The 14835-nt window shown below is 42.4% G+C and carries 12 protein-coding genes; 5 read left to right on the forward strand and 7 right to left on the reverse strand.

Going from position 1 to position 14835, the window contains the following annotated elements:
• The first annotated feature begins 155 nt into the window (after positions 1 to 155).
• The 5 genes from JMX18_RS06580 (at position 156) to JMX18_RS06600 (ending at position 5764) form a co-directional block, all read left to right on the forward strand.
• Positions 156 to 1352 carry an amino acid aminotransferase gene (locus tag JMX18_RS06580; RefSeq protein ID WP_201585994.1) on the forward strand — a complete coding sequence of 399 codons (1197 nt, stop codon included), beginning with the start codon at positions 156 to 158 and terminating at the stop codon, positions 1350 to 1352.
• A 261-nt stretch (positions 1353 to 1613) separates the two neighbouring features.
• Positions 1614 to 2081 carry a hemerythrin domain-containing protein gene (locus tag JMX18_RS06585; RefSeq protein WP_201585996.1) on the forward strand — a complete coding sequence of 156 codons (468 nt, stop codon included), beginning with the start codon at positions 1614 to 1616 and terminating at the stop codon, positions 2079 to 2081.
• A 253-nt stretch (positions 2082 to 2334) separates the two neighbouring features.
• The gene (gene nirK, locus JMX18_RS06590; protein WP_227674584.1) at positions 2335 to 3867 is read left to right on the forward strand and encodes a copper-containing nitrite reductase; all 1533 of its coding nucleotides are present in this window, start codon (positions 2335 to 2337) and stop codon (positions 3865 to 3867) included.
• Between the two features lie 226 nt (positions 3868 to 4093).
• The gene (locus JMX18_RS06595) at positions 4094 to 4915 is read left to right on the forward strand and encodes a formylglycine-generating enzyme family protein (protein ID WP_201585998.1); all 822 of its coding nucleotides are present in this window, start codon (positions 4094 to 4096) and stop codon (positions 4913 to 4915) included.
• Between the two features lie 99 nt (positions 4916 to 5014).
• Positions 5015 to 5764: an SCO family protein gene (locus JMX18_RS06600; protein ID WP_201586000.1), complete on the forward strand. Its 750-nt coding sequence runs from the start codon at positions 5015 to 5017 to the stop codon at positions 5762 to 5764.
• Between the two features lie 117 nt (positions 5765 to 5881).
• On the opposite strand, the gene JMX18_RS06605 is transcribed toward JMX18_RS06600, so the two are convergent.
• From JMX18_RS06605 to narH, 7 genes are all read right to left on the reverse strand, one after another.
• Complete coding sequence (locus JMX18_RS06605) at positions 5882 to 8158, reverse strand: nitric-oxide reductase large subunit (RefSeq protein ID WP_201586002.1); 2277 nt, start codon at positions 8156 to 8158, stop codon at positions 5882 to 5884.
• 386 nt (positions 8159 to 8544) lie between these two features.
• Positions 8545 to 9015: a cyanase gene (cynS, locus tag JMX18_RS06610; protein ID WP_201586004.1), complete on the reverse strand. Its 471-nt coding sequence runs from the start codon at positions 9013 to 9015 to the stop codon at positions 8545 to 8547.
• A gap of 170 nt (positions 9016 to 9185) precedes the next feature.
• On the reverse strand, positions 9186 to 10214 hold the full coding sequence (locus JMX18_RS06615; protein ID WP_201586007.1) for a peptidylprolyl isomerase: 1029 nt from the start codon (positions 10212 to 10214) through the stop codon (positions 9186 to 9188).
• A gap of 112 nt (positions 10215 to 10326) precedes the next feature.
• The gene (locus tag JMX18_RS06620; RefSeq protein WP_201586009.1) at positions 10327 to 11520 is read right to left on the reverse strand and encodes a globin domain-containing protein; all 1194 of its coding nucleotides are present in this window, start codon (positions 11518 to 11520) and stop codon (positions 10327 to 10329) included.
• Positions 11521 to 11661: 141 nt separating this feature from the next.
• Complete coding sequence (narI, locus tag JMX18_RS06625) at positions 11662 to 12387, reverse strand: respiratory nitrate reductase subunit gamma (RefSeq protein ID WP_201586018.1); 726 nt, start codon at positions 12385 to 12387, stop codon at positions 11662 to 11664.
• A gap of 11 nt (positions 12388 to 12398) precedes the next feature.
• Positions 12399 to 13205, reverse strand: a complete 807-nt coding sequence (gene narJ, locus JMX18_RS06630; RefSeq protein ID WP_227674694.1) for a nitrate reductase molybdenum cofactor assembly chaperone — start codon at positions 13203 to 13205, stop codon at positions 12399 to 12401.
• A gap of 61 nt (positions 13206 to 13266) precedes the next feature.
• On the reverse strand, positions 13267 to 14805 hold the full coding sequence (gene narH / locus JMX18_RS06635) for a nitrate reductase subunit beta (protein WP_201586028.1): 1539 nt from the start codon (positions 14803 to 14805) through the stop codon (positions 13267 to 13269).
• Positions 14806 to 14835 lie beyond the last annotated feature (30 nt).

Genomic DNA, 14835 nt, shown 5'->3' on the forward strand with positions numbered 1-14835 from the left:
GGTGAGGTTTTTATAAGAATAATTGCTCTTGTCTAAGACGATTTCATACTGCGGTAGCCTTAATAGTCTTATCCGCATCAATCTAACGTTGAGTTAATCGACAATCTAGTTTATGATTTTTGTCGGCTTTATCTTATCTCTATTAAGGAAACGACATGTTTACCCGTATCGACTATTATGCTGGCGACCCCATCTTAGGCTTGATGGACAAGTTTGCGGCGAATACCAACCCCCGTAAGGTCAACTTAGGCGTGGGGGTCTATTATGACGAAAACGGCAAATTGCCGGTACTTGAGTGTGTTAAAGAGGCGGAACAGCGTATCGCCAATCCCATCTCCCCTCGCCCTTATCTGCCGATGGAAGGGTTAGCCGGACACCGTAAAGGCTGTCAGGAGCTGTTATTTGGCAGAGACGCCCAAATCCTCAAAGACGGATTAGTCGCTACTATTGCTACGATCGGCGGCTCTGGCGCCTTAAAAATCGGCGCTGAATTTATCAATCAATGGTTTCCTCACGCTAAATGCTACGTCAGCGACCCGACATGGGGCAATCATATTGCTATCTTTGAGGGCAGTAACGTTGAAGTGGGCAAATACCCCTACTATGATAAAGCCACTGGCGGTATCAAGTTCGATGAAATGATTGCCTTTTTTGATACTTTAAATAAAGACGATATAATACTACTGCACCCCTGCTGTCACAACCCAACGGGCGTAGACTTGACTAAGGAGCAATGGGATACGGTACTCACAGTCATTCAAAAGCGAGGGCTGATTCCATTTATGGATATTGCCTATCAAGGCTTTGGCGAAGACATGGATAGCGACGCTTATGCTATCCGTAAAGCGGTTGATATGGGTCTGCCATTATTTGTCAGCAACTCATTTTCTAAGAACTTATCATTATATGGTGAGCGTGTTGGCGGTCTATCGGTGGTTTGTGCTACTGCTGATGAAGCCAAGAGAGTCTTTGGTCAATTGATCTTTGGCGTGCGCCGTATTTACTCAAGCCCGCCGACTCATGGCGGACGAGTAGTTGATATCGTTATGAATGACGAGGCGCTACATGAGCAGTGGATTAGTGAGGTCTACTCCATGCGTGATCGTATTAAATCGATGCGCCTAAAGCTAAAGTCGGTACTAGAAGCCAAAATCCCTGAGCGTAACTTTGATTACCTGACTAAGCAAAATGGCATGTTTAGCTTTACCGGGCTGACTCCGGAGCAAGTCGAGCGTTTACAAAGCGAGTTCGGTATCTATATGGTCTCCAATTCACGCTTATGTGTGGCAGGATTAAATACCAGTAACGTCGATTATGTTGCTAATGCGATGGCCGAGGTGTTAAAAGCTTAGCTTTATTAAAAGTTGTTCAATTTACTTATTATATCTAACAAATATATCTAAAAAAACGCTGCTCTTAAAAAGGGGCAGCGTTTTTTATTTAAGGAGTATTAAATATTCACCAATAGCTTCGGTCAATATAAGGACTAACGTTACACACGCCCTAGCCAATAAACGCTCTATTAGTATATAGTTAAACACAGGCTATATTTTCTATACAGCCAAGGTAATCTAATTTTTTTATTTTGTCTCAATTTATTAAGGTAGCTAACTATGAAACGCGCTAAGCAATTACAACCTTTATCTCGTCAACACCACCTTGGTCTTAACTTGTCTCGCCATGCCAAAGAATGTGTGGATGAGCCTAAAGAGATCAGCAAGCATTGGCATAATCTTACCTCTTATATCAACGACATGAGCCAGCATTTCCAAATCGAAGATGACCTTATTGGCGCAGCTTTACTGCCTTACAAGGAATCCCAACCTGAAGTAGCTACCGCTATTAATACGCTTGATGAGCAACATAAATCTATGTACAAGCTTATTGAAGAAACCAAAAATGATAGTAAAAACATAACGGTCGACCAAGTCAAACAACTGGGTCATTTATTATATGATCATATTCGCTTTGAAGAGCGCGAGCTATATCCTCTTACTGAAAAGTATCTTACAGAAGCTGAGCTAGATGCTATCTACGCTGCTAGTCCTGAGCATATAAAGCGTGTAGATGAAGGACGTTAAACGACACCACTTTTGAGTATTATATAGCCTCATTTGTACTTGACTATCTTCAATTAAAAGCATATCCATGCTTTGCAGAATACATTTTTATATGACTCACTAGTCTCATACTAGACAGAAATATGTCAGCAATAAGTAGTGTCATTAATAACATTCATTTATAATGAATGTTATAAGACCTACTGGCATCAGGGGTATAAATTCATTGCTCTTTGGTAGGTGTTATTACTTAATACACTTCGAGGAGAATTTTATGATTTTATTTAAATCCAGTGCTAAAGCGCATAAATCACCTTTAGTCTATTCACCTTTAGCTTTGGCTTGCATGTTAGCCCTTGGTACTCTAACTCTAGCGGGCTGCGATAAATCGAACACAGAATCTATTGCCACTAGCAATGATATTCCAGCAACTAGCCAGCAGGCCGCAGAAGCTGACAATGTGGACCAAGGAGAGCTGCCTGTTATCGACGCCGTGCTGACCTCTGCTCCTAAAGTCCCGCCTCCTATCGATCGTGACTATCCAGCTAAGGTAGTGGTAAAAATGGAAACGGTCGAAAAAGTGATGCGCTTGTCTGATGGCGTAGATTATAATTTCTGGACATTTGATGGCACAGTACCTGGTAGCTTTATTCGTATTCGTGAAGGCGATGAAGTAGAGTTTCATTTATCGAATCACCCCGATTCAAAAATGCCACATAATATTGATTTGCATGCGGTGACGGGACCCGGCGGCGGCGCAGCGTCATCACTCACCTCCCCAGGGCATACCTCACAGTTTAGTTTCCAAGCTCTAAACCCAGGCTTATATGTCTATCACTGTGCTACAGCGCCAGTGGGTATGCATATTGCTAATGGCATGTATGGTTTAATACTGGTTGAACCTAAAGAAGGCCTGCCAAAAGTCGATCACGAATATTATGTCATGCAAGGTGACTTTTATACTAAAGGTGGTTATGGCGAGCAAGGACTACAGCCATTTGATATGGATAAAGCCATCGCCGAGAATCCAGACTATGTAGTATTCAATGGCTCAGTAGGCGCTCTCACCGGTGATAATGCGCTAAAAGCCAATGTCGGTGAAACCGTACGCTTATTTGTAGGTAATGGAGGACCGAACTTAGTGTCTTCATTCCATGCCATCGGTGAAATCTTTGATAAAGTCAATACCGAAGCTGGCACGTCAGAGAACCATAATGTTCAAACTACCCTGGTTCCAGCAGGCGGCGCGGCGATTGCGGAGTTTAAGGTTGAAGTACCGGGCGAAGTTGTCTTGGTCGATCACTCTATTTTCCGTGCCTTTAATAAAGGAGCGCTCGGAATATTAAAAGTAGAAGGTCAAGAGAATAAGCGGATCTACTCTGGCAAAACTAGCGAGCGTGTCTACCTCCCCGAAGGCTCAGTAAAACAAACCATTCCAAAAAGTGCCAGCGCCCCTGCTCCACAACAAATCGCGGCCACTAAACAGGAACGTATCGATACCGGTAAAGCGGTCTATGATAATAACTGCGCAGCTTGCCATCAGCCTAACGGTCTTGGCGTTCCTAAAGCTTTTCCGCCACTGGCCAAGTCCGATTATCTAAACCAAGATCCAAACCGTGCTATCAAGACGGTTATTCAGGGCTTGAATGGTAAAGTCACTGTCAATGGTGAGGTTTATGACAGCATCATGCCAGCGGTAGCTTTAGACGACGAAGGGGTAGCAAATGTCTTGACTTATGTCTTCAATAGCTGGGGCAATAATGGTACGGAGGTAACTCCCGAGCAGGTTAAAGCGGCTCGTAAGTAAAAAGGTTAATTTTAGCTGGACTTTATAGCAAACCACGTAGAGAAAAGGCTAAAGATATAACCATCAAAAGCTGTACGTAACTATAACGGCTTGAAGGTCCAGCGTTATTACAGCGTACAGCTTTTCTACTATTAGCTTGATTATTATAAGCTTTAAGTTGAGACCTTTTTATAGCTTCATCTGAACCCTCTAGCTATAAAAAGGTAAATCGAGTCAAGGAGGAACCATGTTATATAGCCAAACTCGTCCTTTGTTGATTGCGCTCGCTTTGGTTACTCTAGGTGTGAGCATAGAGTTAATCAGCGATTTTGACCTGATGGTTAAGACTGCACAGGCCAAAGAGCTACCTATAAAGGCCGGCACTTATCGTCCTCTATATTTAAGTAAAAACTCACCTTTAGTCAAAGTAGATAGCTTTGAGATAGATGAGCTTCCAGTCACCAACATACAATTTTATAAATTCTTAAAGAGCCATCCTCAGCTCAAAAAACAGACCATTGCATCTATCTTTGCAGACTCAGGCTATCTTAAGCATTGGCTAAAAGCGAAGAATGGCTATGTGCCCAAAGTGGCTGATTTTCAAAAGCCGGTAGTCAATGTGTCATGGTATGCAGCCAATCAATATTGCCGCTCTGAAGACAAACATCTACCCACGGTTGAACAGTGGGAGTACGTCGGTCAAGCTTCTACTACTCAAAAAAACGGTAGTCTAGAGCAAGGATATAATCAGCGCATACTAGAATGGTATAGCAAATCAACAGGCAGCAATAATGAGCTAGCCACTGTGGGACAAAGCCCAGCTAACTATTGGGGGGTAAAAGATATGCATGGCCTAATTTGGGAATGGACAGAGAATTTCAATAACGCCCTAGTTACGGGAGAATCGCGCTCGGACAGCAACCTTAATCAAAACATGTTTTGTGGCTCAGGAGCTGTAGGTGCAGTAGATCCTAGTGATTACGCTGCTTTTATGCGCTATGGGTTTCGTTCAAGCTTAGAAGCTAAATATACGGTAAGTAGCCTAGGATTCCGTTGTGCTAAAGGCTAATTACTCTTCTTCATGAATAACAGTAATTCTGAATAACGATAAGTATCCGCCACTTTTACACTTACTTGTTATTTTATTGATCATAAAAAGGAAACCATCATGAAACTCTCAAATAATAGCTCCTCAACCAATAGCTCCTCAAAAACATTCCTATCATTAAATTTATTAAAAGTAGCGGTTGCTAGCGCCTTATCTCTGACCTTACTAGGCTGCAATAGCCCTGAATCAAGGTCAGACACCACTGAGCAGACTACCACTAGTGCCTCAGATGCTCACCAAAACATGAATCATAGCAATAGTGATAGCGCCATGGCGCACAATAATATGAACCCAACTGAACCTGCTGAAGCTCTTGGACAGGATTATTCCATTTACCAAGTCGGTGGTGATTGGATCGATCAAAATAGTAAGGCGCTGACTCTCGACCAATTGAAGGGCAAAAACCAAGTCGTGGTTATGGCTTATACTAGCTGCCAACATACTTGTCCTATTTTAGTTCGCTCGATGAAACAAATACATGACGAGATGACCCCAAGCGCTCGCGCGCAGACCGAGTTTGTATTAGCCACTCTAGATACCGAACGCGATACACCAGCCGTCATGGCAAACTATGCCCAGTATAATGATTTAGGCGATAACTGGCACCTCATTCGTAGTGATGAAGCTAGTACCCGGATGTTAGCCAATACTCTGAATATTAAGTATCAGTTTGCTGATAATGGCGATATCAATCACTCTAATTTAATCTCTATACTAGATAAAGAAGGTCGGCTGGTTGCTCAAGGTGTTGGTATAGCAGATTCAGGCATTAAACCACTGATTGAGTACTTAAACACCCATAGTGAATAGCTTTATTTTCGTCAACTCCTAACCCTGATTATCAATAAATGCTTTAATTTCAATCAAAAAACCAGCCCTGCTAATTAGCAGGGCTGGTTTTTATCTCAAGCTTTATATCATTTTTGACTAATCATTTACTGGTTTTTCAGGATGATAGTTTGAATGCGAAGGCTTAGCAAAGGTAAGTTTAACCACTTGCCATGCCACACTGAGCGCACCGATAATAAAGATTACATCTGCAAAGGTGCGAATCCAGCGTAAAGTCTGCAAGAAGTCTTGTTGCAAGAAACCTTCACTACGAGCATACCACAAACCTTCAGTCATCGAAGCGTACGCTTGGTATATACCGATGGGCAGCAGACTGGTTGCAATCATCAGTACTAAGCCTAGGTTTAATGCCCAAAACCCTGTTTTCATGAGTTTTTCATTAAAAATATAATCTGGGCGAATATAACGCATCACTAACATTACAAAACCAATCGCTAAGAATCCGTAAACCCCAAACAAGGCCGCATGCGAGTGCACAGCGGTGGTATTTAACCCTTGTAGATAGAATAACGATACCGGCGGGTTAATCATAAAGCCGAATACCCCAGCCCCAACCAGATTCCAGAAGGCTACCGCTACGAAATACATAATAGGCCATTTTAGCTTTTTCATCCAAGGTGATTGATGCTGCATGGACCAATGCTCATAGCCTTCATATCCCAAGACCACTAACGGCACTACTTCTAAAGCACTGAACGAAGAACCGATAGCCATAATAGGCGTTGTCGTACCTGAATAGTATAAATGATGGAAAGTGCCTGGCACCCCGCCCACTAAGAACAGGGCTGCAGAAGCGATGGTAGAGGCAGTAGCGATCTTTTTATTTACCAGACCTAAGTTAAAGAAAATGAAAGCTAGCGATGCAGTAGCGAATACTTCAAAGAACCCTTCTACCCATAAATGCACCACCCACCAGCGCCAGTATTCCATAATCGTTAGATGAGTACGTTCCCCGTAGAATAGACCACTACCGTAGAATAAGCCCACGCAAACTACTGAAGCAAAGAAGATGGCTAATAAGTTGTTATCCCCTTTATTCTTGAACGCGGGCAGAATAGCACGACTCATTAATACCAACCAAAAAAGGATACCTACCCACTTTAGAATCTGCCAAAAACGACCTAAATCAACAAACTCATAGCCTTGGTGACCAAACCAAAAGTTGTATTGAGCTGGCATAATATCGGCTAAAGAGAAATACTGTCCTGCAAACGAGCCCACAGTCACTATAATCAAAGCTACCCAAAGGATATCTACACCCAGTTTTTGATACTTAGGATCTTGCCCGCCATTAATTACCGGTGCTAAGTATAATCCTGCCATTAAAAAGGCAGTGGCAATCCAAAATAATGCCGCCTGGATATGCCAAGTACGTACTAATGCATAAGGAAAGAAGTCAGATACCGGCAGTCCATAAAACTCTTGACCTTCAACCGTATAATGGGCGACAAAACCGCCTATAAATACCTGAAAAACAAATAAAGCCACTACCAAAAAACCATACTTAGCGAGGGCTTTTTGTGAAGGCGTTAGTGCCACTTTAGTTAAAGGGTCGACATCAGGCGTTATCACTTTAACTTCGGTGTCTTCTGCCCGTAAGAATGCCCAGCCCCAAATCAAGAAGCCTACCCCAGCAATCAAAAAGACAATACTGGCGATGGACCACATAATATTTTCGGTCGTTGGGACGTTATCAATAAGCGGCTCATGCGGCCAGTTATTAGTATAAGTGGCATCGGTGCCGGGACGTTCAGCCGAAGCAAGCCAAGTCGTCCAGAAAAAGAAATTCGTTAGTTTTTGTCTATCTTTAATATCAGTGATGGTGTTGTTCTTCATTGCAAAGCTTTCACGCGAGGTTTGCAGTGCAGGGTCATCACCATACAAGCTTATATAATAAGGGGCGACTTCATTGATAGCCGCTATTCTAGTATCAGATAAGACTACTTGATTATTTTCCTCAAGCACACTACCACGATACTCTTTTTTAAGCTGTGCATTTAACACCGCTTTTTGATCATCAGAGGCACTTTCATAATCGGTGCCGTAGAGTGTTTGCGCTTTGATATCGAGCCAAGCTACTAGCTCTCTATGGAGCCAATCAGCGGTCCAGTCAGGAGCCTGATAAGCACCGTGACCTAATACCGAACCCAGCTGCTGGCCCCCAGTGCGTTGCCAAGCCGACTGGCCATCCAAAACATCTTCTTTGGAAAATAAAACCTGACCACTGCTATCGACATACTGCTCAGGTATCGGCGGCGCAGTGCGGTAAATCTCAACCCCACCCCAGCCTAATAAAAAGAAGGTTACCGCCAATATAGCGATTAAGCCGAACCAATACTTCTTGTACTCACCCATATCTCTCTCCTCTTAACTAATGGGTTAAATACCTCAAACATGTATATAAAATGAATGTTTAAGGGTACTAGAGTGCTCTAAATATTAAAACTTTACATCAATAATGATCAGTAACAAAAACGGCTTATCGCATAAATCATTATCAATAATTTGCCATAGAAATTATTTTTAAGTTAAAAATGGCTTTCTCTCAAAGTCTAGAACCTGCTTATTTCAAAAGCGATTTTATTATAACATTCATTTATTATGAATGTTTATTTTTTAAAGCTAAAATAATGAATTATTTTCAAATTTTGAGCTCTTATTTAACTATTTTTCTTTTTATTACCATAAAAAAAGTCGACGTAGAACGTCGACTTTTATATTGTCACTATTGCAAAATTTACTTAAAAAGGTTTATAAGGTAGGAACTTACCATCTAGGGTAATAACCACACGGTCACCACCTTCTGGGTCTTCTACTTTTTTTAGATCCATTTTAAAGTTGATAGCGCTCATGATACCATCGCCGAATTGCTCATGTACTAATGCTTTTAGCGTGGTGCCGTATACTTGCATCACTTCATAAAAGCGATAGATGGTTGGGTCTGTAGGCATATTATCCTCCACACTACCACGCAGTGGAATAGATTGAAGTAACTTAACTTCGCTTTCATCCAAACCCAAGGTTTCGCCTACTTTTTGCGCAGCTTCAGCGGGCAGTGGATGCTGACCTAACAAAGCTGCGGTAACGAAGACATCACTTAATCCTGTTCCTGCTGCTATCTGCTCAAACGATAGGTTTTTTTCAGCTTTTGCCGTAATAATCGTATCGGTCAAAGCTTGGCGTGCACTATTACTGATTTGAGATTGGCTCATATAACACCTCTTATTATGATTGACCGTATAGGTCTTTGTTATAATTATTGATAGTTTATCCAAGGTTCGGCTCAAAAGTGAACTTGCAAAATATCCTTTCAAAACACCTTTCAAAAAGCACTTAAGAGCCGGTCATAAGCTTTTATCATAACAAGCTTGTATGATAAGTATTACCCTCGGAATACATTCTCTTGCTCAAGCATCATCTCAATACCTTCTATATCAGCTTCGTGCTCTAAGGTGAACAGGTAATCACACAAAGATTGATGGAAGGCTTGTTGACTAAGCTTGTTATGTATCGCTGGACTTACCTGCTCATAAGTCATTTGGATACCAGGCTGTTTATCTAACACCTCGACAATATGAAAGCCATATCTGCTCTCAATAGGACTAGGCGCCAGACCTTCATCTAACTTAAATAAAGTATTTTCAAACTCAGGAACCGTCTGCCCTTTATCGATAACTCCTAATTCGCCGCCCTGCTCTTTTGAAGGACAGGCAGAATATTGACGGGCCAATTCGATAAATGCGGCATCAGGATTTTTATCATTGTTAATCTGTTCAATAAGCTCATAAGCGGTTTTTTTCAGCTTTAAGCGCTCATCGCCATCTTCAGGTAAGCAGGCCAATAGGATATGGCGTACTGACATGATAGGATCACTCTTAAAATCACTCATATTTTGCTGATAGTAACGCTCACAGGTTGCCATATCAGGAGTAGCGGCCTGTACGTTTTTATCGATTAAGGCCGATATTGCTTGCTCTTCATCAGCTTCCCAAGCTGACTCTCCAAGGCTAGGCTCATTCAATACCGCCAGCTTTAGTAGCTCTCTCACCACCAAAGCTTGAGTCGCTAGAAACAAAGCATCCTCTTTGGTTTCGGCAGGATGATACTGTAATTCTTGAGCGATAGCGGTTCTATCGATCATCACTCCATTGACCGTAACCGAAGGCAGCTCATCACGGCTTGAAGCGATCAGATTACTATGATTGCTACGCTCTTCCTGCATCGCCATATCGATGAACTCTTTATCCGAATGCGGCTTTTTGAGATCAGCAGCCGTGGGCATGATTCGAATAATCTCTTCGTTGCTCTCAGCTTCAGCAGAAGCATTAGTGGCATGAATATCATTATTAACGTCATTACTGAGGTTATTATGAGTAGCATGGTCAGCTGGGTTATAAGTATTGACAGTCATAGTTGGTACTCCACTAATGATTCATATCGTAAAATAATATAAAAAGTAATATAAAAGTTTAAGTTTGCTACTAAAGTTACTTATAAAGGACAACTTAAGCAACTTAAGTAGGTTACAAGCTCATTTTAGGCCCAAAAGGTTCGTAATGAACGCTGTCAGCCCCATGCTCCAGATCTATCAATCCGTCAATCATGCTTTCCATAAACGGCATAGAGCCACAAACATAAATATCGGCAGGCTTAGGCAAAGTGGCAAGATAAGTCTCATCTAATATTTGATGGTCTTCAAAATAAAAGATATGTTTTTCTACCGTTGCCGCTGACTCTAAAAGCTCATTGACTTGGCTCTTAAAGGCATGATGCTGCTCATTTTGGCAAGCATAAATCCAAATAATAGGTCTTTGAGGATTAAGGGTAACTTGCTTTTCTAACATGGACAAAATAGGCGTGACCCCGACACCAGCACTGATCAATACCAATGGCATTTCATTTTGGGTGACTAAATCTTCATTTAAGGCAAAGTCGCCCGCAGGAGCGGATAATAAAATAGTATCGCCAACTTTAACCTCATCATGCAGGTAGTTAGACACTAAACCATAATGGCCATTTCGGTTATCACGTCTTACCGCAAACTGAATGCCTTTATCCGTATTAGTCGAGTACAAAGAATAATGACGCAGCGCTAAATGATCGCTATCTTCAGGGTCGGTTTTGACCGTGATATATTGACCAGCCGTTAAATTCAATTGCTCTAAATCTATATGTTGGCTTTTATCCACTGACTCGTCATTTATAGGAACTACGGTAAAAGCAGCAATATCTTGTGCAGCGGCAGTCTTTGCCACCACTTCAAAAGGTACAAAACCTTCCCACATCGCCTGCTCATACATATCTGCTTCTAGCTGAATAAAAACGTCGGCAATCTCATCATAAGCCTGAGTCCAAGCATCGATAATATCATCGTTGGCCGCCTCCCCTAGTACTTCTTTGATAGCGCCCAGTAGATGCTTACCAACGATAGGATAATGCTCAGGCAGGATTTGTAAGGCGCGATGCTTATGACTGATTTGGGTTACTTGTGGCAATAAAGCTTCTAAATTTTCAAGATGCTTGGCGGCGGCTAGAACCGTAGTGGCTAGTGCGGTTTGTTGACGACCTAGTTTTTGGTTAGTTTCGTTAAAGATGTCGAGCAATTCTGGATGCTCATTAAACATATTTTGATAAAAGACGGTAGTAATGGCAGTCCCATGCTCTTCAAGCACAGGAACGGTTGCAGTTACAATCTCTATAGTTTTTGGTGAAGCCATTATGTTTCCTTAGTGAACTGAGTATTGGTTAGTTAGTGATTAAACGATTCTCATAAGATTCATTTAAAATGAACCTTATGATATCGCTGTTAAATCGCCAATGCTGTATCACTATTGTGACGGTTTCTATTGCCTTTATTTCTATTGAGACTTCTTCTGTCTTACGATCTGATAACGACGCCCTAAGTACCATACTGGAGCACTGATGATATGGATCAAGCGCGTAAACGGGAAGATCATAATCAAGGTAATACCTAATGCCATATGGATTTGATAAATTAGATCGGCCTGTTCAATACGGGCAGCGGCTTGGATAGGTCTTAACACCGTAATGTCCTGGGCCCAACCGGCGTAGTTCATCATCGTCAGACCATCTAAATGCTGTGCTGAGGTAAAGATAGTCATCAAGCCTAAATTAAGCTGAATGAACAGTAGTACTAATACCAGCTTGTCCGAAAAGTTTGAGGTATTGGAGATACGATCATCAGTGAAGCGTCTCCATAACAGCATAACCATCCCAATCCAGCAGAACACCCCGGCAATACCACCGACCACTACCGCTAATACCTGCTTTCGTCCAGCACTAATAAAAGTTTCATAAACGAAATGCGGTGTTAATAGTCCAAACAAATGACCTAGTAGCACGACAATAATACCTACGTGAAATAAGTTACTCGCCCAGCGCATATTCTTGGTTCTGAGCATCTGTGAAGAGCCCGTTTTCCACGAATACTGCGATAAGTCAAAACGCACCCAAGTACCAACGATCGCGATGGCCAAAGCAATATAAGGATAAACACCAAAAAGGAATATCTGTAGCCAATTTAGGCTGGCTAGAGCCTCTAAACTAGGGCCTGCAATATTCATGTCTTTTCTCCTTATGAATGGTTGACTGGCTGTTTTTGTTTAAAATCCACCCAATGTACGGGAGCGTCAACGACTTTTGCAGGTGAGGTTTTGACCCCTGCTTTGGCTGCAAGATTAAGAGTACTGGTTTGTGAAGAGCAACGCTCCTCTTGCTGGGCATCTAGGAAGTCAACAACTTCTTCTTCCCACTCCTTATCTATAGCTTCAAAAGTATCATCACGCTTCTCTTTACTAATCTTTTCTTTATATTCTTCGATCATATCAAGTGGCTTGCCTGCAATTTGCAAGAGCGCATTGAAGCAGCCTTGATAAATACTGCCACGATCATCTAGTCTGGCAGCAAGCAGCGCAATAATATGACTGACATCAGCAATATCCATTCGAATCTGAATATCATCATTAATAACAGTAGCTTGATAAGCTAAGAACTCTAGATATAAAGGCAAGAAGTCTGGTAACTCTTTAACCCCGATCTCAAAGCCTGCCTCTTCATATTGGTTCATAAGATCAACCATAGCTTGACCGCGATCACGCGACTCCCCATGGACGTGCTCAAACAACCAAAGCGATAAAGAGCGTCCTCGTTCGAACAAGCCGTCGTAACGCGCTTGCGCCTCAAGAGATCCGGTGTCAATCAAGTCTTCAATCAAATCAATTATTTGAGTGCGAACTTCTGGGCTAATTAGTGTCGAGGTTGCTACGATCTCAGTACAATCAGCCAGATTGTCACCTACAAAAAGCTCACTGCTCGGATAGTCTATAAGTAAGCTTATTACCTTGAGTAGCTTAAGATCAGACTCACCAATATTAGGTGGCATCGTAGGCTCATCAACTGAGCTGGTATTAAGCGCAGGATTATGTAATTGAGTAGTTTGCATCTTATGACTCCCACTTTTGTACGGTATCAATGAAATCACGGCGGTTGGTTTTGCGTTGTCCAAACATACTGTTATCAGAATGTCCTGAACAGCCTTCACCAAAGGTAAAGCCGCAGCCATTACGCTCAGCAAAAGCATCACTTAATGCTTCTTCACGGTGCGCCGTTGGGATAACAAAACGGTCCTCGTAATTGGCAATGGCTAGATAACGATACATCTCTTCAACTTGTAGTTTAGTAAGACCTACGTCATCCAAGATGCTTTGGACTTCTTGTTTTTCAACCAATTGCATACGTTTGTAGCTACGCATCGCTAGTAGACGTTTTAGGGCCAAACGTACGGGCTCTTCATCACCTGCGGTGAGCATATTGGCTAAGTAGCGTAACGGAATACGTAGGCTATCAACGTCCGGAATCAGACCATCCATACCGACGTGCCCTGCTTCAGCAGCGTTTTGAATCGGTGATAATGGCGGTACATACCAAACCATGGGCAGCGTACGATACTCAGGGTGTAGCGGTAGCGCCAATTTCCAATCCATCGCCAACTTATAAACCGGTGAGCGCTGGGCTGAATCAATAACGGACTGCGGTACGCCATCTTTTAATGCTTGGGCAATAACAGCCGGATCGTTAGGATCTAAAAACACATCCAGCTGTGCTTGATACAAATCTTGCTCATTAGGTACGCTAGCCGCTGCTGAGATCTTGTCCGCATCATAGAGCAACACGCCAAGATAGCGGATACGGCCTACGCAAGTCTCTGAACAAACGGTTGGCAATCCTGCTTCAATACGGGGATAACAGAAGATACATTTTTCTGACTTACCCGACTTCCAGTTATAGTAGATTTTTTTGTAAGGGCAACCGGAGATACACATGCGCCAGCCGCGACACTTCTCTTGGTCAATCAGTACAATACCGTCTTCTTCACGCTTATAGATTGCGCCGCTAGGACAAGCTGCTACGCAAGTAGGGTTCAAGCAATGCTCACAAAGGCGCGGCAGATACATCATGAAAGTATTTTCATACTGTCCATAAATATCAGCTTGAATATTATCGAAGTTCTTATCTTTACGACGTTTTTCAAACTCCGATCCTAAGATCTCTTCCCAGTTAGGGCCCCATTCAATCTTTTGCATACGCTTACCAGTGATGGCAGAGCGCGGACGAGCGATGGGTGAGTAATTACCAATCGGGGCGGTATGCAGATGCTGATAATCAAAATCAAACGGTTCGTAGTAATCATCAATCTCTGGTAGATCAGGGTTGGCAAAGATATTTGCCAACACTCTGAATTTGCCACCGATTCGCGGATTGATACTGCCGTTAGCATTACGTATCCAACCGCCGTTCCATTTATTTTGATTCTCCCATTCTTTGGGATAACCGATACCAGGCTTTGATTCAACGTTATTGAACCAAGCGTATTCCATTCCTTCGCGAGTGGTCCAAACGTTTTTACAGGTAACTGAGCAGGTGTGACAACCGATACATTTATCGAGGTTAAGCACCATGCCGACTTGTGAACGAATTTTCATGGGTGTGCTCCAAGCTTTTGTATAAAAAGC

Origin of the sequence: Psychrobacter jeotgali (genome assembly GCF_904846315.1) — a bacterium.
Lineage (GTDB): Bacteria > Pseudomonadota > Gammaproteobacteria > Pseudomonadales > Moraxellaceae > Psychrobacter > Psychrobacter jeotgali.